General features: G+C 59.5%; 14 protein-coding genes. 6 read left to right on the top strand and 8 right to left on the bottom strand.

Going from position 1 to position 18459, the window contains the following annotated elements; translation table 11 throughout:
* Positions 1 to 71 precede the first annotated feature (71 nt).
* Positions 72 to 1808: a hypothetical protein gene (locus tag EJA72_RS22285; RefSeq protein WP_157713751.1), complete on the bottom strand. Its 1737-nt coding sequence runs from the start codon at positions 1806 to 1808 to the stop codon at positions 72 to 74.
* Positions 1809 to 2583: 775 nt separating this feature from the next.
* Positions 2584 to 2853, bottom strand: a complete 270-nt coding sequence (locus EJA72_RS22290) for a hypothetical protein (protein WP_157713756.1) — start codon at positions 2851 to 2853, stop codon at positions 2584 to 2586.
* An 86-nt stretch (positions 2854 to 2939) separates the two neighbouring features.
* Here EJA72_RS22290 and EJA72_RS22295 point away from each other — a divergent pair, with 86 nt between their 5' ends.
* From EJA72_RS22295 to EJA72_RS22310, 4 genes are all read left to right on the top strand, one after another.
* Positions 2940 to 5033 (top strand): cytochrome-c peroxidase, encoded by a 2094-nt coding sequence (locus EJA72_RS22295; RefSeq protein ID WP_372240733.1) that lies wholly within the window; start codon positions 2940 to 2942, stop codon positions 5031 to 5033.
* A gap of 151 nt (positions 5034 to 5184) precedes the next feature.
* Positions 5185 to 6474 (top strand): GGDEF domain-containing protein, encoded by a 1290-nt coding sequence (locus tag EJA72_RS22300; RefSeq protein ID WP_157713866.1) that lies wholly within the window; start codon positions 5185 to 5187, stop codon positions 6472 to 6474.
* 90 nt (positions 6475 to 6564) lie between these two features.
* Complete coding sequence (locus EJA72_RS22305) at positions 6565 to 8361, top strand: acyl-CoA dehydrogenase C-terminal domain-containing protein (protein ID WP_157713760.1); 1797 nt, start codon at positions 6565 to 6567, stop codon at positions 8359 to 8361.
* A 186-nt stretch (positions 8362 to 8547) separates the two neighbouring features.
* Positions 8548 to 10326 carry an acyl-CoA dehydrogenase C-terminal domain-containing protein gene (locus tag EJA72_RS22310; protein WP_157713762.1) on the top strand — a complete coding sequence of 593 codons (1779 nt, stop codon included), beginning with the start codon at positions 8548 to 8550 and terminating at the stop codon, positions 10324 to 10326.
* A gap of 227 nt (positions 10327 to 10553) precedes the next feature.
* On the opposite strand, the gene EJA72_RS22315 is transcribed toward EJA72_RS22310, so the two are convergent.
* The gene (locus EJA72_RS22315; RefSeq protein ID WP_157713764.1) at positions 10554 to 11483 is read right to left on the bottom strand and encodes a LysR family transcriptional regulator; all 930 of its coding nucleotides are present in this window, start codon (positions 11481 to 11483) and stop codon (positions 10554 to 10556) included.
* A 169-nt stretch (positions 11484 to 11652) separates the two neighbouring features.
* On the opposite strand from EJA72_RS22315, the gene EJA72_RS22320 reads away from it, so the two are divergent.
* Together EJA72_RS22320 and EJA72_RS22325 are read left to right on the top strand one after the other, a co-directional pair.
* Complete coding sequence (locus EJA72_RS22320; protein WP_157713766.1) at positions 11653 to 12894, top strand: aspartate aminotransferase family protein; 1242 nt, start codon at positions 11653 to 11655, stop codon at positions 12892 to 12894.
* 201 nt (positions 12895 to 13095) lie between these two features.
* Positions 13096 to 13254 (top strand): YqaE/Pmp3 family membrane protein, encoded by a 159-nt coding sequence (locus EJA72_RS22325; protein ID WP_007904205.1) that lies wholly within the window; start codon positions 13096 to 13098, stop codon positions 13252 to 13254.
* Between the two features lie 159 nt (positions 13255 to 13413).
* Here EJA72_RS22325 and EJA72_RS22330 read toward each other — a convergent pair whose 3' ends face one another.
* The 5 genes from EJA72_RS22330 to pqqB form a co-directional block, all read right to left on the bottom strand.
* Entirely contained in the window at positions 13414 to 15237 is a 1824-nt protein-coding gene (locus EJA72_RS22330; RefSeq protein ID WP_157713767.1) for a S9 family peptidase, read from the bottom strand.
* A complete protein-coding gene (gene pqqE, locus EJA72_RS22335) occupies positions 15203 to 16357 on the bottom strand; it encodes a pyrroloquinoline quinone biosynthesis protein PqqE (RefSeq protein WP_157713868.1) in 1155 nt (384 codons plus the stop codon). The genes EJA72_RS22330 and pqqE overlap by 35 nt, the downstream gene beginning before the upstream one ends.
* A complete protein-coding gene (pqqD, locus tag EJA72_RS22340; protein WP_157713769.1) occupies positions 16350 to 16625 on the bottom strand; it encodes a pyrroloquinoline quinone biosynthesis peptide chaperone PqqD in 276 nt (91 codons plus the stop codon). The genes pqqE and pqqD overlap by 8 nt, the downstream gene beginning before the upstream one ends.
* A complete protein-coding gene (pqqC, locus tag EJA72_RS22345) occupies positions 16622 to 17374 on the bottom strand; it encodes a pyrroloquinoline-quinone synthase PqqC (RefSeq protein ID WP_157713771.1) in 753 nt (250 codons plus the stop codon). Before pqqC ends, pqqD begins: the two co-directional genes overlap by 4 nt.
* A 140-nt stretch (positions 17375 to 17514) precedes the next feature.
* A complete protein-coding gene (gene pqqB, locus EJA72_RS22350) occupies positions 17515 to 18426 on the bottom strand; it encodes a pyrroloquinoline quinone biosynthesis protein PqqB (RefSeq protein ID WP_157713773.1) in 912 nt (303 codons plus the stop codon).
* Positions 18427 to 18459: the final 33 nt, after the last annotated feature.

The raw sequence follows: 18459 nt of genomic DNA on the forward strand, positions 1-18459 counted from the left end.
TAACGCAGTCCTTCAAAAAACCGCCGCTCCTTCGGGAGCGGCGGTTTTTTTGCGCGTTTGTCAGCCTTGGTTCACCACGGGGTCGGGTCCAGAGGGCCGACACCTGTTGGTGTGCTGACGCCTTCTCCGTTACGCAAGAACGGCAGGTGCCAAAAGTCGTTCGGGACAACGGGGTCGCCGGGTTTGACGTTTTCTGGAAAGATGAACTCAAACACCGGTGCCACGTATTGTCCGGCGATCAGCCCATTGGCCACCGTCTGCTTGCTGGCGTTCTGGATGCAGTTATCCACAGCCGTTTGCGAGGCCGACTGCTGCGGAACACACAGTGAGCGCGCAACGACACGCAAGGTGCGGGTCGGCTGGCTGAGCAGGCCGGCCGGTGCCTTCGTCGCGCGTATTCTTGCGCGTTGTGGTTGAGGGCCGATGTTCTGGGTGGTGATGCCGCCGGAGGCACCCAGGCAACTCGCCGCAAGGTTCTGCGCCGGATTGCATTCGCCTGTCATCTCATAGGGCGTGACCCAGCGATTGGTTTGCACGCCCGTCGTTGGATTGACATCGATCAGGTAGATATCCACTGGTGTCTTGATATCGGTGGTTGAGGCTTCAAGGAATATCCGGTCCTGCGTTTCCTGATCCGCCCCGCCAATGGCCGTTGCTGCCGGGTCGGCCGTACCGATCCCGAATTCCCCGATAGACAGGTAGCTGGGTTGTGAGCCGGGCTGCGTGTAGATCCCGACGTTCGCCTCGATCGTGTGCGCGGAAATAAAGTCCGGGGCCCCCGATGTGGCGGATTTGAACAGGGTGCCGGCGTAACTGATGAAGTCGCCGACTTCAAAGGGCGCCTGTTGCATCGGGTCGGGATCTGTCGCGGTACGCGAAGCATCGCTGAATCTCTTCATGACGAACTGGCTGCAATAGACCTGGCCCACGGCCGGCCGGGACAGCTCTCCACTGGCTGGCAGTGTCACGCCGGCCTGGCTGAAGTTACGGCAGTTATTGGTGGTGGTGGGGGTAACCACTTTTGGCCGGTTTTTCTGCGGACAGAGCGCATCGTCACCGGAAATCGTGCGTGGCACGCACATCGGGTAGCCAGTGGCGGAGTGAATTGTCGGATTTGCATCATCAACGGAGAAACGAGGGTCAGGGCTTTGGGCACGGCCAAAACGGCCATTCGGATCGTTGATCTGGATGATCGTTGGTTGCGACGAGTTGCCGCTGTCAACTTCGAGGTTGCCGTTGGTGTAGTCGATCCGGGTGATGACACCGCTACCGGCGTTGGCTGATTGCTGGGAGACAAAAATCAGTCCGGCGATCTGCTTGTTGCCGACGGTATTGCCCACCACATGGATTTCGAACGAGGGGTAGGACAGCGGCGCCTTGTTGAGACCCAGCGGTCCGCCCCTGACAAAATCAGCCCAGGTCAGGGTATTGGCGGGCATTTGGAGAACCGTGTTGCAGGGGACCGTGATGGTTACCCCGTTCAGTTCGACCGTGCCCCCGTAACGGCCGGGATCGCTGGTATTCGGGCAATTCGCATTGGAGGAATCCAGGGTCATGTTCTGGATGAAACCCGTCATGTCGAAGCCATGAATCGCATCCGGGTTGGTGAAGACCGGGTTGGGCAGCGTGGGGGTCGAAAACGGCGAGGGCGCGCCTTTGACGGGTTTGGCGGTCCCCCCTTGCGCAAACGCATCACCACCCCCAAGGGTCAGTGTGACGGCGACTGAGCAGGCGAGTAACGCGTGACGGCCGAGTCGTTTGTGGAGCAGCGATACAGCGAGCGTCTTTGTGTGTACAGATAAGCTCATGGTTCTCTCCAGAATCTTGCAGGACCAGTTCCCGGCCAATCGACTTGCAGGCCTGCTGATGCGCTGAGTCCCGCGCAAGAAAGACGGAAAGGCGTGAGCGTCGAGTGGGCTCGATCCGGAAGAAAAGTGGCTGCGATTTTGGACAGTCGATACGTGATCGCCACTCACCCCCCGGATGCAATGCGCGCTGTGTTGGCCGGTTAGGGACACCATCGCGAGAGACATTTCCGTGAGCCTGAGGCGTGCTAAGCAGTTGTCGTGCCTGTCCGGCACAAACAATCGTTAGTGCATATAAAATGCGGGCTGCGCCGCTGTTATCGGCATTGCGCGAAAGGCTGCCGATTGATATCCACCAATATAGGGGGGTATATATACCCATATTAGGGTTTAAGTAAAAAAGTTTTAATTCTGTTCTGGTCGGTTTTTTCACCATCCAGTTAATGAGAAGTGTTGCTTATATGTACTCTGAGTGGGAATGGTTGGCAAGCAGTATTTTTGTTGTCTGTAGCATTAAAGTTGTATTGGTTGATTGTAAATAAAAAAGCAATAGCTCACGCAGTGCAACTTGCGCACGCATGAAACTAGTGTATTTGACTAATGCTCCGTAATGAGTCTTAGCAAGAAATTTGCCAGGTTTAAAAACAATCATTAGACGTATTTTTATCCATATATATCAACGAATTAAGTATTCTCATGGACACCGGACTATGGCTGTTGGGGAATGCCACCCATATGTGGGGGGGGAAGTGCACCAATAATGATGAAACGCGTTGATTTACACCTCGCTGGGTTTTTGTTGAGCGGTTTTTACTTGTCGACGCCAAAATAAAAAATATTGTTTTTCGCTGTTGAAATCTCTTGTTACAGCTAGAGTTGGATTAAGTGCCCCCTGAGGCGCGACAGAGAAAGTTTGAATAAAGCCTGAGCCAAGAGAGTACTTTGCCAGCGAAGCATTGCCCTGCCTGCCAACTTTAACGTTGGTTCGATCGCAGGCGCGAGTGGCCGGATTCATGGCGATGAGTTCATCTCGCAACAGGATAATCACGGAGCCTGGCTACTCCGTACTGAATCGAGAATGTCATCATGGTTAAGTACTTGAGCATCTTTCGAACTCCCCGCCTGGCCTGTGCGATGGCGGGCGCTTTACTGGTCGGCGGCCTGCCGGTCATGAAAGCATGGGCCGCCGCCGCGCCGGAGATAGATCCGCCCGTGCCCGAGGTACCCACTCTGCAATCATTGCGCGGCATGACTCCGCCTGACCCCTCGGGAACCGAAGGCGGGCGCAAAGTCGATCTGATGAGCGACTACGTGCTCAATCGCAGCGCGGCGATTCTCTTGGGCAAGGCCCTGTTCTGGGACATGGAGGTCGGCAGCGACAGCGCCACCGCCTGTGCGTCCTGCCACTTCCACGCGGGCGTCGATCACCGCATCACCAACCAGATCAACCCCGGCCAGGCGAACACCAACGCTAACGTCACGTCGATCTTCAACAAACCCTTTGTCGCGTCGGGTATTCCTGGCGACGTCGCGACTTACGCAACCCTGTCCGGCGGCAAGGGCGGGCCGAATTACACGCTCAAGAAAACCGACTTCCCCACCCACGTGCTGGCTGATCCGCTGAATCGCAACTCGCCCATTCTCTTTTCGACGGACGATGTGATCGGCTCACAAGGCGTGGTCGACGCCAACTTCGTCAAACCCAACCAGCCGCGCTTCGACAAATGCACGCAGCAGCCGGATGGCGTTTTCCAGGTGGGAGGCATCAATGTCCGCCGTGCAACGGGGCGTAACGCACCGTCGGTGATCAACGCAGCCTTCAACGTACGCAATTTCTGGGACGGTCGGGCCAATAACGTGTTCAACGGGTTTTCGCCCTTCGGCAACCGCGACCCCGATGCCGGGATCTTCGTCACCAAAGACGCTAGCGGCGTGGCGACTAAAGTGCGGCTGGCGCTCAACGATGCGTCGGCGGCCTCGCAAGCCGTAGGCCCACCGGGCAGTCCGGTCGAGATGTCCTGCGGCGGGCGTACGTTTGCGGACATCGGCCGGCGCATGCTCGACACGCTGATGCTCAAGCAGCAGCGGATTTCGTCCACCGACTCGGTGCTCGGCCCGGTGTCCGGCGCGCGGCGGCCCACTTACCGCGAGCTGATCAAAAACGCCTTCCAGCCTCGGTTGTGGAACGCCACACAGCAGGTTTCGCTGGGTGGCGCGCCGTACACGCAAATGGAAGCCAACTTCCCACTGTTCTTCGGGCTCGCGATCCAGATGTATGAATCGACGCTGATTTCGGACCAGGCGCCGCTGGACGCCTACCTGCAAGGCGATCATCAAGCGATGAATGCCCAGCAGGTCGAGGGGATGAATCTGTTCCTCGGCAAGGGCAAGTGCGTGAGTTGCCATGGTGGCGCGGAACTGACCAACGCCGGCAGCCGCTTGCTGTTCCATCCGCGTGAACGCATTGAACGGATGGTGATGGCGGACAACCTGACCACGCTGTACGACAACGGGTTCTACAACACGGGCGTGCGTCCGACCTCGGAAGACCTGGCGCTCGGCGGAACCGACGCATGGGGTAACCCGCTGGCGTTCACCCGTGAATACAACACGCAGATCCAGGGCGGCAAAATTCCTGACTCGCTGGACGTCGACGTGTGCACCTTTGAAGCGCCCTTGAGTGCGGCATTGCCTTGCGATGCGACGCTCAAGCCCAATCCCGGCTTCCGCGATGCGGTCGACGGTGCGTTCAAGACGCCGACCCTGCGCAATATCGCGTTGACCGGGCCGTATTTCCACAACGGCAGCCGCGCGACGCTCAAACAGGTCATGGAGTTCTACAACCGGGGCGGCGACCGGCGCGGCGAGGACGCGAACAACACCAGCGGTTTCGAGCACCCTGCCGTGAACCAGCACAACACCTCGAACCTCGACCCGGATATGACGAACCTGAACCTGACACCCGATGAGGTCGATGCCCTGGTCAAATTCATGGAGGTCGGCCTGACCGATCCGCGTGTGGCCTGGGAGCAAGCCCCGTTCGATCATCCGTCGCTGGTAATACCGCAAGGGCATGTGGGGGATGAAAACGCGGTGACACCAAAACCGGTCAGTCCGAAGATCACCACCCGGCAAGGCGCGGATGCGCTGGTAACGCTCAAACCGGTCGGTGCGGAAGGTCGCGCTGTCAGCGAGGGGCCGTTGCAGCCGTTCAATAACGATCTTTGACGGCGGTGAAAGGCGCATTACTGGCTGCCGGGAGTGCAGTCAGTAATGCGGCGTCAAAAAAACCTTGGCGAACGCTCAGAAAATCAGGGTTACTGCCGTTAAAGTAGAGGGCACAATGCCATCTATCGATATGACGGTCGGAGCTTTACCCTTGCCGCGTTCTTCCGCTGTACGTTTCAGTCATTTCCTACCGTCACTTCTGCTTTTGATTGCGGGGCTCGCGGCTGCGTATGTAAAGGACCTGAACGTCTTTTTCACTTCGCTGTTCAACGTGCTGCCAACCCTGGTGCTGTTGCTGGGCGGTGCTTACTGCGCGGTTTACCGACGCCAGCGTGAACTGTTTCTGATGGTCACGGTGTACATCGCCTACTTTCTGCTCGACACCCAAACCGACTATTACCGCGACAACGGCAAGGTGCGTGACGACGCCGCCGTGGTCTTTCACTTGTGTTGCCTGCTGCTGCCGCTGTTGTTTGGCGTATTCGCGGCGTGGCAGGAGCGCACCCACCTGTTCCAGGACATGGTGGCGCGTTTCGCCGTGTTACTGGCGGTGGGCAGCGTGGCACTGGGGCTGGAACAAAGTTACCCACAGGCGCTGTTGATATGGCTGTCGGAAATCCGTTGGCCTGCCCTTCATGGCGCATGGATGAGCCTGATTCAGCTGTCCTACCCCGTGTTCATTGCCTCGTTCCTTCTGTTGAGCTGGCAATACTGGCGTAATCCGCGCCCCTTGCACGCCGCACAATTGGTGGGCTTGCTCGGGTTGTTCTGGGCGCTGCCGAAAACCTTCATCCTGCCGTTTACCCTGAACATCATGTGCAGCCAGGTCATGCTGATGATCGCCGCCGCCGTCGCACACGAGGCTTATCAAATGGCCTTCCGCGACGAGCTGACCGGTTTGCCCGGCCGTCGCGCCCTGAACGAGCGCATGCAACGGCTGGGGCGCAATTACGTGCTGGCCATGAGCGACGTCGACCACTTCAAGAAATTCAACGACACCCACGGTCACGATGTCGGCGACCAAGTGCTGCGACTGGTTGCCAGCAAACTCTCTAAAATCGGCGGCGGCGGTAGGGCGTATCGCTACGGCGGCGAGGAATTTGCCCTGGTGTTCGCGGGCAAGACGCTCGAAGAGTGCATGCCGCACCTGGAAGTCATCCGTGAGTCCATCGCGACCTACAACATTCAGCTGCGCAATCAGGACAGCCGGCCGCAGGACGATCAGCAGGGGCGCCAGAAGCGTTCGGGTTCGGGCGCGTCAAGTGTGTCGGTCACTGTCAGCATCGGCGTTGCCGAGCGGGTGGAGCAGCGCACGCCCGAAAAAGTGCTCAAGTCGGCGGATGAAGCGCTCTACAGCGCGAAAGGCGCGGGGCGAAACTGTGTGGTGGCATTCGGTCAGACCCGCCGTGGCGCGGTACGGATGGATGCCGCTGCAGGTTGAGTGATGATGGCGCATTCAGCGCCTGCACTGTGATTGTGAGGGAAGGTCGGCAGCAGTAGGTTTGAGCCATCTGCTGCCGGAGAAATGACCATGCCCGAGTACAAAGCTCCCCTGCGCGACATGCGCTTTCTGATCGACCACGTCTTCGACTTTCACAGCAACTACGCCGCGCTGGGTGCCACTGACGCCAGCCCGGACATGGTCAACGCGATCCTGGAAGAGGGCGCCCGATTCTGTGAAAACGTTCTGGCACCGCTCAATCGCAGCGGCGACGAGGAAGGCTGCCATTTCGACAATGGCGTGGTCACCACACCTGCGGGCTTCAAGCAGGCATTCGCCCAATACGTCGAGGGCGGCTGGCATGGCCTGGCGGCCGATCCGGCTTATGGCGGCCAGGGCTTGCCGAGTTCACTGGGGTTGGTCATCAGCGAAATGATCGCTTCCAGCAACACCTCCTGGGGCATGTACCCGGGGCTGACCCACGGTGCAATGTCGGCCATCCACGCCCACGGCACCGACGAGCAAAAGCACACCTACCTGAGCAAACTCACCGCCGGCCAATGGACCGGCACCATGTGCCTGACCGAAGCCCATTGCGGCACCGACCTGGGCATTATCAAGACCCGCGCCATGCCTGCCGCCGATGGCAGTTACGCGATCTCCGGCAGCAAGATCTTCATCTCGGCCGGCGAGCACGACATGAGCGACAACATCATTCACCTGGTGCTGGCGAAACTGCCGGACGCTCCTGCGGGAACCAAGGGCATTTCGCTGTTCATCGTTCCTAAATTCCTGCCGAATGCCCAGGGTGAAGCCGGCGAGCGCAACGGTGTTTCCTGTGGCTCGATCGAACACAAAATGGGCATCAAAGCGTCGGCCACCTGCGTGCTGAACTTCGACGAAGCCAAGGGCTTCTTGATCGGTGAGCCGAACAAAGGCCTCAACTGCATGTTCACCATGATGAACCATGCGCGCCTGGGCACCGGTATGCAGGGGCTGTGTCTGGGCGAGGCGAGCTTCCAGGGTGCGATCAAATACGCCAATGACCGCCTGCAAATGCGTTCGCTGACCGGCCCGAAAGCGCCAGAGAAAGCCGCCGACCCGATCATCGTCCACCCGGATGTGCGCCGGATGTTGCTGACCATGAAGGCCTTCAACGAAGGCAATCGGGCGCTGACCTATTTCACTGCGCAACTGCTGGATGTCGCGCACCTGAGCCCGGATGAAACCGCGCGTCAGGATGCCGAAGACCTGCTGGCGTTTCTGACACCGATCTGCAAAGCGTTCATGACTGACACCGGGCTGGAAGTGACCAACCACGGGATGCAGGTGTTTGGTGGCCACGGTTTCATCCGTGAGTGGGGCATGGAGCAGCTGGTTCGCGATTGCCGGATTGCACCGATCTATGAAGGCACCAACGGCATTCAGGCGCTGGACCTGCTGGGGCGTAAAGTGCTCGGCAGCCAGGGCAAACTGCTGCGAGGCTTCACCAAAATCGTTCACAAATTCTGCGCAACGAATGCCGGTCATCCGCAGCTTTCCAGCTACGTGGCGCAGCTCAACGATCTGAATCGGCAGTGGGGCGAGTTGACCACGCAAGTCGGCATGGCGGCGATGAAAAATCCGGACGAAGTGGGTGCCGCGTCGGTGGATTACCTGATGTACAGCGGCTACATCATCCTCGGCTATTTGTGGCTGCGCATGGCGCTGGTGGCTCAGGCTCAGCTCGATGCAGGCAGCGGAGACAGCGATTACTGCCAGGGCAAACTGGCAACCTGCGAGTTTTACTTCAAGCGTCTGCTACCGCGAACCACCGCTCATCGCGCCGCCGTAGAAGCGGGCAGCGATTGCCTGATGAAGCTGCCGGCGGAGCTGTTTGCGCTTTAATCTTTCAAAACCAGTCACAAAGGAGCCCGCTTAACTGCGGGCTTTTTTATGACCAGATGGTCGATGACTAAAAATTACAAAAGGGTCATGGGCTGACCCTATGTGTCGCAAAAGTTGTTGAGTTACACTCGGGCCAACGAAAGTACCACCCTACGAATCACCTGTTTAGTTCTTGTGAGGTTTGCCATGGCTGACTACAAAGCGCCCCTGCGCGATATGCGCTTCGTCCTCAATGAAGTTTTCGAGGTCGCCAAACTCTGGGCCCAGTTGCCTGCGCTGGCCGAGACCGTGGACGCGGAAACCGTCGAAGCCATTCTGGAAGAAGCCGGTAAAGTCACCAGCAAAAGCATCGCCCCACTGAGCCGTGCGGCTGACGAAGAAGGGTGCCATTGGGCGGACGGTGCCGTCACCACGCCGGCAGGTTTCCCACAGGCTTATCAGACTTACGCCGAAGGCGGATGGGTCGGTGTCGGTGGCGATCCAACCTACGGCGGCATGGGCATGCCCAAGGCCGTTTCGGCTCAGGTCGAAGAAATGGTCAACTCCGCCAGCCTGGCCTTCGGTCTGTACCCGATGCTGACCGCCGGCGCCTGCCTGTCGATCAATGCCCACGCCAGCGAAGAACTGAAAGCTGCGTACCTGCCGAACATGTACGCCGGTGTCTGGGCCGGTTCCATGTGCCTGACCGAACCACATGCCGGTACAGACCTGGGAATTATCCGCACCAAGGCCGAGCCTCAGGCCGACGGTTCCTACAAGGTCAGCGGCACCAAGATCTTCATCACCGGTGGTGAGCATGACCTGACCGAAAACATCATCCACCTGGTGCTGGCCAAACTGCCGGATGCACCGGCGGGTCCGAAGGGCATTTCGCTGTTCCTGGTGCCGAAGTTCATGGTCAATGCCGATGGCAGCCTGGGCGCGCGTAACCCGGCGAATTGCGGTTCGATCGAACACAAGATGGGCATCCAGGCGTCCGCCACCTGCGTGATGAACTTCGACGAGGCCGTGGGTTACCTGGTTGGCGAGCCGAACAAAGGTTTGGCGGCAATGTTCACCATGATGAACTACGAGCGTCTGGGCGTAGGTATTCAGGGCCTGGCGACTGGCGAGCGTTCGTACCAGAACGCCGTCGAATACGCCCGCGACCGCCTGCAAAGCCGTTCGCCAAGCGGTGCACAAAACAAGGACAAGGTTGCAGACCCGATTATCGTCCACCCGGACGTGCGTCGCATGCTGTTGACCATGAAAGCGTCGAACGAAGGTGGCCGTGCATTCTCCACTTACGTGGCGATGCAACTCGATACCGCCAAGTTCAGCGAGGACGCCACGACCCGCAAACGTGCAGAAGATCTGGTCGCGTTGCTGACGCCGGTGGCCAAGGCGTTCCTGACCGATCTCGGTCTGGAAACCACCGTTCATGGCCAGCAGGTGTTCGGCGGCCACGGTTACATCCGTGAGTGGGGCCAGGAGCAACTGGTGCGTGACGTGCGCATCACCCAGATCTACGAAGGCACCAATGGCATCCAGGCGCTCGACCTGGTCGGGCGCAAAATCGTCGGTACCGGCGGGGCGTTCTACAACCTGTTCGCGGATGAAATCCGTCACTTCACGGCGACGGCCAGTGCTGACCTGACCGAGTTCACCAAGCCGCTGAACGATGCCGTCACCACCCTCGACGAACTGACGGCGTGGCTGCTGGACCGTGCGAAAAACAACCCGAATGAAATCGGCGCCGCGTCGGTCGAGTATCTGCAAACCTTCGGTTATGTGGCTTACGCTTACATGTGGGCCCTGATGGCCAAGGCGGCTTTGGGTAAAGAAGCGCAAGACGATTTCTACGCGAGCAAGCTGGGTACGGCGCGGTTTTACTTCGCACGCCTGCTGCCGCGTATTCACTCGTTGAGTGCGTCGGTGAAGGCGGGCAGCGAGTCGCTGTTCCTGCTGGACGCTGCGCAGTTCTGATACTGTGTCGCTTTGTAAGCATTCACTTACATGACGTGCTGCTGTTCTCCCATAGAAGCAAATTGGATCCACAGCTAATCTACTTTACATGGACGTAGCGCAGGAAGCGCAAAGCAACAACACGGACACGTAGGATTCTGCCAGGACGGCGGAGTGAAATGGATGTCAGGGAAACAGTCTGCAAAGCCCCGCTTCGGCGGGGTTTTCTTTTGCCCGCAGAAAAGTGTTCAGCTCAGCCCATCAAGGGTTTTCGTGCTGTTCAGGCGCCCATCAGGGCTGTTCATCACCTCTTCCAAGAGTGTGCGCAGCAAGGCCAGCGAAGCCTGTTGTCGCTGCACATCGCGACACACCAATCCCACTTTCAACGGCACCCGTGGTTCGGTCAGCGGTTTCCACAGCAGTTCATGGGTATCGAGCGTCTTTTGCGAACGCCCGGGCAGCACGGTGGCCAATCGGGTGTGTGGCAGGCTGTCGAGGATCCCCGCCATGTTGTTCAGCTCAGCCTGAACGTGCGGTCGCCGCCCCAGCGCGGTCAGTTGCGCCTGCCAGATCTGCCGTACCTGAAACTCTTCCCCCAACAGCAGCATCGGCAACTCGGCGGCCTGGCTCATGGACACTTTCTTGAATTCCCGCAAAGGGTGATCCGCCGGGATGACCAGCGTCAGTTCATCTTCGTACAGCATCACGCCGTGCAATCCCGGCTGGCGAGGCGGCAGGTAGCTGATCCCGATGTCCAGAGAACCATTGAGCAAGCGTCGTTCGATTTCCAGGCCTGTCAGTTCGTAGATCTGAACCACAAGATGCGGCTGCGCCTTGCGTACACGCTCAAGCATTTGCGGCACCAGGCTGGTGTGAACGGTTTGCAGCACGCCAATGGCCAGGGTGCGCAGCGCTTGTCCCTTGAAATTGCCCAACGCTTCACGCGCCCGTTGCAAACCATCGAGCAAGGGCAGGGCGTGGTTGTACAACGTGTGGGCCGCCAATGTCGGCAGCAGGCGTTTGCTGCTGCGCTCGAACAGGCTCACATCGAGGTTTTGTTCAAGGTGGCGAATCTGCTGGGACAGCGCGGGTTGAGAGATTGAAAGCCGTTCGGCAGCCCGGCCCACATGGCCTTCTTCGTAGACCGCGACGAAATATCGCAGTTGCTTGAAATCCATAAGTAACTCTTATCGAAAATGCTCGGAAATCGAAATGGCCCAAGGCCGTGGCTGAGCCTAGTCTAACCGCATTCAAAAGGCTTACAGGGCCAAAGAGCGCAATGAATACCGTTTATGCCAAGGGCGTTTACATAGGTAAGGCAAAAAACCTCAAGCAAGGTTTTTTCAAATGAATCTGTTCAGTTTGCGGCGCACTCCACCGAGCCTCGATGACCTGGCCTTGGACGATTTCCTGCCGGCCAAAGGGGACAACCTGTCCAGCGAATGCCTGATGCCCAGCGTCGAACGCCCGAAACAGGTTTTTGTGCGCGGCCAGGGCTCCTGGCTCTGGGACAGCAATGACCGCGCTTATCTGGATTTCTGCCAGGGAGGCGGCGTCAACAGCCTTGGACACAGCCCTTCGGCAGTGGTCCGCGCCATTTCGGAACACGCCCAATCGCTGATCAATCCGGGTTTTGGCCTGCACAACCGCGGCATGCTCAACCTGGCCGAACGGCTTTGCGCCCACACAGGCAGTGACCAGGCGTATTTTCTGAACAGCGGCACTGAAGCCTGTGAAGCGGCGGTCAAACTGGCGCGCAAATGGGGGCAACTGCATCGCGGCGGCGCTTCGCGCATTATCGTTGCCAGCAATGGCGCTCATGGTCGTAGTCTCGGAGCGATGTCGGCGTCGGACTTCCACCACGTTCCCTTCAACGATCTTGCGGCGATGCACGCGGCTGTCGACGCCGAAACTGTGGCAATCCTGCTTGAGCCGGTACAGAGCCGGACCGGGGTGATTCCGGCCACCGAACATTACCTCAAAGGGGTCGAACGCCTGTGTCGAGAACTGGGCATTCTGTTGATCCTCGATGAAGTACACACCGGTATCGGTCGCTGTAGCACCTTGCTCGCGGAACAATCCTACGGCGTTCGGGCCGATATCGTTGTCCTGGGCGAAGGGCTCGGCGGCGGAGTGCCATTGGCTGCATTGCTGGCGCGCGGTAAGGCCTGCTGTTTCGACATCGGCGAACTCAGCGGCACGCACCATGGCAACGCACTGATGACAGCGGCCGGTGTTGCCGTGCTCGACAGCGTCCAGGACAAAGGTTTTCTCCACCATGTGCAGGAAGCGGGGCAGCACCTGCGCGAAGGCCTGGCGCGTTTGTCCCATCGCTACGCCCATGGGGAGCTACGGGGTCAAGGGCTGCTCTGGGGGCTTACGCTGTCGGACGATTCGGCTGAGGCCTTGGTCAAAGCTGCGTTGCACGAAGGCTTGTTGCTCGACGCCCCGCAGCCTGATTGCCTGCGCTTTACCCCAGCACTCACCATCAGCAAGGTCAACATCGACGAAATGCTTCTGCGCCTGGCCCGTGCCTTCTCTCGTGTGCGCACCGCACAACTCCAGTGCCGCAAAGGAATTGCCGTCTGATCAGACCGGTCCTACACGAATTCCAGAACCGTCTTGCGGTATAACGCACGCCTCACGCCTGATTCTTTCGGCGTGGGGCGTTTTTTTGTCTTCATAAACAGCGATAGCACTTTGGCTCGATGACACTGAACCCTGACGAACGGCAAGGGTCGATTAGAGGTATGGCTCGCATGAGCCCACTTCAAATCAGGAGCTGACCCCATGGATTTCATTCGAATCATCATCGCCATTCTGTTGCCGCCATTGGGTGTGTTTCTGCAAGTCGGTTTCGCCGGGGCGTTCTGGCTGAATATTCTGCTGACGTTGTGCGGTTACATTCCGGGGATCGTGCATGCGGTGTACATCATCGCCAAGCGCTAGGTGCTACAGCGTCAGATAGGCCCCCATCGTCGGAACGCCGCCCGTAGCCGGCTAGCTCCCACATTAGATCTGTGGCGAACACAAGCCTGTGGGAGCTAGCCGGCTACGGGCGGCGTTCCGACGATGGGGGCGCCACACTTTCCGCACGCGGCACGACCTTCAGTCCGCCGCCATCACCCGCCGATAAAACAACCATTCCTGCTCCAGCGCGTGGGCCTGATTCCTGGCCTTGCGGAAGCCGTGGCGTTCGTCCGCGTAATAATGCGCTTCCACCAGGATGCCGTTTTTCTGCAACGCCTCGACCATGTCGCGAGTCTGCTGTGGCACGACGACAGCATCCAGCTCACCCTGAAAGAAAATCACCGGCACGCTAATGTTGCTCGCATGCAGTAACGGCGTCCGTGCAGCGTATCGCTCGACGTCTTGCACGGGATCGCCAATCAGCCAATCCAGATAATCGCCTTCGAACTTGTGCGTTGCCCGACCCAATGCAACGGGATCGCTGACGCCATACAGGCTGGCGCCGGCGCGGAAGACTTTACGAAACGCCAATGCGCACAGCGTGGTGTACCCGCCGGCACTGCCGCCGCGGATAAACGCCCTGCTGCCGTCAATCATCCCGCGTTCGGCGAGGTAGCTGACCACCGAGCAAGCATCTTCGACATCGACATCCCCCCAGCTCAAATGCAGCGCCTGACGATATCCCCGGCCATAGCCACTGCTGCCCCGATAGTTAAGGTCCGCGACGGCAAAGCCTCGTTGCGCCCAGTACTGGATGCGCGGGTCGAGCATCGGGTAGCACGCCGATGTCGGGCCGCCGTGGATGAACACCACCAGCGGCGGCTTGGCGTCGTTGGTCATCGGCGGATAGAAGAAACCATGGGCCTCACCCGAACCGCTCGGGTAACGCAGGGTTTGCGGGCGGCTGATTTGCTCGGCGGGTAGCGGGGTAGTCCCGCCCGCCAGGACCTTGACCTTGCGGGTGTTGCGGTCGATGGCGATCACGGCCGATGAACTGACGGGCGAAGCGGCGATGCAGTAAATGAATTGCGCATCCAGTGCCAGATGACGGAAGCGGCTGTAGTCGCCGGTAAAGTCTTCACAAGTGTCGCCGCAAAACCCCAATTTTCCGAACCCGCCTTCGGTCCAACTGGCCAAATAACGCGCGTCGCCCAGAGGCAACCAAGTGTTGCCACCCAACTGCCACGGTGCCGGTCCGTGATCCGCCGCAGCACTGGGCAGCGGGCTCAGGCCGTCGGCTGATTCCACCCACGGCTGCCAATAGCCGCCACGATCGGTCAGGCAAAACAGGCGGGAGTCGCTATCGAAACGCGGCTGTTGCAGCGACTCCTGAATAGCCTCGCCAGCGACACAGCGCGGTTCTGCAAAGCGGCCGTCGCTTTGGCGTTCGGCGACCTTCAGTCGGGTGGCGGTCCAGGGCTGATCGGGGCGACTCCATTCGATCCACGCCAGTCGTTGCGAGTCGGGGCTCAGTGTCGGTGCGGCGTAAAAATCGGCGCCCTCCGCCAACACATGGTGCGTTCCAGCCGCCACATCAATCGCCACCAATCGATGCCGGTCACGGTTTTCCTCAACGGCCAGCACCTGGCCGTTGGCGAATTGCAGATCACCGTAACGGCACTCATTCGAGGTCAGCCGTTCAGGCGTTTCGCCCTTTAGCGACTGCCGATACATCTGCTGGTCTGCCTCGTTGACGAAAATCACCCCGTCATCGGTCAGACAAAACGCCCCACCGCCATATTCGTACACCCGACTGCGCACACTGAAACCCGACGGCGTCAGGCAATGCGCTTGCCCGTCGCGCCAATGCCAGATCCGGCACGCGGCATCTTCGGGGCGGTACTCGTTCCAGAACAGGCCATGAGGGCCCACCTGCAATTCGGCGAAATCGATACCGGCGGCGACCGCTCTGATGGCGCTGAAGGGTTCAGCTTTTGGCGATGAGTCTTGAGTTTCGTTCATTGCGAAAGGCCAGTTGTTCAATGGTCTGGGTCGCGTGCTCGGCTTCTTCGCGGGCCTTGAGAATCACGTCGTGATGTTGCGACTTGCTGCACACCGGGTCGGCGTTGCTCGCGTCATCCGTGAGCATGAAAGCCTGGCAGCGGCAGCCGCCGAAGTCCTTTTCCTTCTCGTCGCACGAACGGCACGGCTCGGGCATCCAGTCGTAACCGCGAAAGCGGTTGAAGCCGAACGAGTCGTACCAGATGTGCTGCATGCTGTGGTCGCGCACATTGGGAAATTGCACCGGCATCTGTCGGGCGCCGTGACAGGGTAGCGCCGTTCCGTCCGGGGTCACTGTCAGAAAAATACTGCCCCAGCCGTTCATGCAGGCTTTCGGGCGTTCTTCGTAATAGTCCGGCGTGACGAAAATCAGCTTGCACGGATGCCCTTCGGCTTCCAGTTTGGCGCGGTATTCGTTGGTGATGCGCTCTGCGCGGACCAGCTGTTCCTTGGTGGGCAACAGCCCGACCCGATTGAGCTGTGCCCAACCGTAAAACTGGCAGGTGGCAAGCTCCACAAAGTCAGCTTCAAGGGCGATGCACAGCTCGATAATCCGGTCGATTTTGTCGATGTTGTGGCGATGGGTCACAAAGTTGAGCACCATCGGGTAGCCGTGGGCTTTGACCGCGCGCGCCATTTCCAGCTTTTGGGCGAAGGCTTTCTTCGAGCCGGCCAGCAGGTTGTTTACCTGCTCGTCGCTGGCCTGGAAGCTGATCTGAATGTGGTCCAAGCCGGCCTTTTTGAAATCACTGATTTTCTGCTCGGTCAGGCCGATGCCGGACGTGATCAGGTTGGTGTAGAACCCCAGTTTGCGCGCTTCGGCAATCAGCTCCGCGAGGTCCTGGCGCACCAGCGGTTCACCGCCGGAAAAGCCCAACTGTGCCGCGCCCATCTCCCGCGCTTCGCGAAATACCTTGATCCACTGTTCGGTGCTCAGCTCTTTGCCTTGTTCGGCGAAATCCAGCGGGTTGGAACAGTAGGGGCATTGCAACGGGCAGCGATATGTCAGCTCGGCCAGCAACCACAGCGGCAGGCCGATTTCGGGTTTTGGCGGTAACGTGTCTGACGCGGCGTCAGGCAAGTTCGATCCAGTGCTGAGCACGGGCGACCTCCATGAATTGCTCGATGTCTTCACCGAGCTCGGGCACCCCGGGGAACTGCGCGTCCAGTTCAGCAATGATCGCCGCGATGTCACGTTCGCCGTCAATCAAGCCGCCAATCAGCGCAGCGCTTTCATTGAGTTTGATCATGCCTTCCGGGTACAGCAGCACGTGGCCTTTTTGCGCCGGTTCGTACTGAAAGCGGTAGCCGGGGCGCCAGGTCGGGGTCTTGCTGCGATCGAAACTCATAAGGTGATTCCTTTGTGCCAGACCCGTTGTTCGGTCACGCTGTGATAGGGAGGGCGCTTCAGTTCGTAGGCCATGCTCATGGCATCGAGCATGCTCCAAAGAATGTCCAGTTTGAACTGGAGAATTTCCAGCATGCGCTCCTGGCCTTCCCGCGTCGTGTAGTGCTGCAAAGTGATCGCCAGGCCGTGCTCGACGTCACGTCGGGCCTGGCCCAGACGGGTACGGAAATACTCGTACCCGGCCGGGTCGATCCATGGGTAATGCTGCGGCCAGCTGTCCAGGCGCGACTGGTGGATTTGCGGCGCAAATAGCTCGGTCAGCGAGCTGCTGGCGGCTTCCTGCCAACTGGCGCGGCGGGCGAAGTTGACGTAAGCGTCGACGGCGAAACGTACGCCGGGCAGCACCAGTTCCTGTGAGCGCAGCTGGTCCGGGTCCAGGCCGACGGCTTGGCCCAGGCGCAACCAGGCCTCGATACCGCCGTCTTCGCCGGGGGCGCCGTCGTGGTCCAGCAAGCGTTGAATCCACTCGCGACGAATCTCGCGGTCCGGGCAGTTGGCAAGGATCGCCGCGTCTTTCAGGGGAATGTTCACCTGGTAGTAGAAGCGATTGGCGACCCAGCCCTGGATCTGCTCGCGGGTCGCCCGGCCTTCATACATCGCCACGTGATACGGGTGATGAATGTGGTAATAGGCGCCTTTGGCCCGCAGGGCGGCTTCGAATTCGGCGGTGGACAGCGGGGTGTCGGTCATTGCGGTTCTCCGGAATACAACCGGTGGATTCTTTGGTATCTACACTGGCCTCATCGCCAGCAGGCTGGCTCCCACAGTGGGTCGCATTCCCCTGTGGGAGCGAGCCTGCTCGCGATAGACCGCGAAGCGGTCTCGGCGTCCTACAACACAATACTCATGCCGTCATACGCCACTTCAATCTGACGCCGGGCCAGCTCGGCACGCTCCGGCGAATCCTCATCGAGAATCGGGTTGGTGTTGTTGATATGGATAAGCACTTTGCGCTGCTTGGGCAGTTGTTCCAGCACTTCCAGCATGCCGCCGGGGCCGTTCTGCGCGAGGTGGCCCATTTCCCGACCGGTGCGGGTGCCGACGCCACGGCGCTGCATTTCGTCGTCATCCCACATCGTGCCGTCGACCAACAGGCAATCGCTGCCGGCCATGATCTCCAGCAATGGCGCATCGACCTTGCCCAGCCCTGGCGCATAGAACAACTTGCCGCCGGTGTTCAGGTCTTCGACGATCAAGCCTATGTTGTCGCCCGGGTGCGGGTCGAAGCGGTGGGGCGAGTAGGGCGGCGCGGCGCTGCGCAGGGGCAGCGGGGTGAAACGCAGGCCCGCACAGGCCGGAATGGTGAAGCTGCGGTCGAGTTCGATGCGATTCCAGTTCAGCCCGCCGTTCCAATGGGTCAACATGGTGAACAGCGGGAACCCGGTGCTCAAGTCCTCATGGACCATGTCGGTGCACCAGACATTGTGCGGGCAACCTTCGCGCAGGCTGAGCAGGCCGGTGGTGTGATCGATCTGGCTGTCCATCAGAATGATCGCGCTGATACCGGTATCACGCAGGGCGCGACCGGGTTGCATCGGGCTGTAGCTTTGAAGCTGGGCGCGGATGTCAGGCGAGGCGTTGCACAGTACCCAGTTCACGCCGTCATCGGAAATCGCGATGGACGACTGGGTCCGCGCCTTGGCCCGTACGGTGCCACTGCGAAAGCCTGCACAGTTCACGCAGTTGCAGTTCCACTGCGGGAAACCACCGCCGGCGGCGGAACCTAGAATCTGGACGAACATGATCGCTCCCTATCGACGCTGAAAATAAAAACG

This window comes from Pseudomonas sp. PB120 (assembly GCF_009761815.1).
Taxonomy (GTDB): domain Bacteria; phylum Pseudomonadota; class Gammaproteobacteria; order Pseudomonadales; family Pseudomonadaceae; genus Aquipseudomonas.

Coding starts and splice junctions, on each gene's coding strand:
- EJA72_RS22285 (WP_157713751.1), bottom strand. CDS start 1,808: ATGAGCTTATCTGTACACACAAAGACGCTCGCTGTATCGCTGCTCCAC.
- pqqB (WP_157713773.1), bottom strand. CDS start 18,426: ATGTTCGTCCAGATTCTAGGTTCCGCCGCCGGCGGTGGTTTCCCGCAG.
- EJA72_RS22310 (WP_157713762.1), top strand. CDS start 8,548: ATGGCTGACTACAAAGCGCCCCTGCGCGATATGCGCTTCGTCCTCAAT.
- EJA72_RS22320 (WP_157713766.1), top strand. CDS start 11,653: ATGAATCTGTTCAGTTTGCGGCGCACTCCACCGAGCCTCGATGACCTG.
- pqqD (WP_157713769.1), bottom strand. CDS start 16,625: ATGAGTTTCGATCGCAGCAAGACCCCGACCTGGCGCCCCGGCTACCGC.
- EJA72_RS22330 (WP_157713767.1), bottom strand. CDS start 15,237: ATGAACGAAACTCAAGACTCATCGCCAAAAGCTGAACCCTTCAGCGCC.
- EJA72_RS22305 (WP_157713760.1), top strand. CDS start 6,565: ATGCCCGAGTACAAAGCTCCCCTGCGCGACATGCGCTTTCTGATCGAC.
- pqqC (WP_157713771.1), bottom strand. CDS start 17,374: ATGACCGACACCCCGCTGTCCACCGCCGAATTCGAAGCCGCCCTGCGG.
- EJA72_RS22315 (WP_157713764.1), bottom strand. CDS start 11,483: ATGGATTTCAAGCAACTGCGATATTTCGTCGCGGTCTACGAAGAAGGC.
- EJA72_RS22325 (WP_007904205.1), top strand. CDS start 13,096: ATGGATTTCATTCGAATCATCATCGCCATTCTGTTGCCGCCATTGGGT.
- EJA72_RS22295 (WP_372240733.1), top strand. CDS start 2,940: ATGGCGGGCGCTTTACTGGTCGGCGGCCTGCCGGTCATGAAAGCATGG.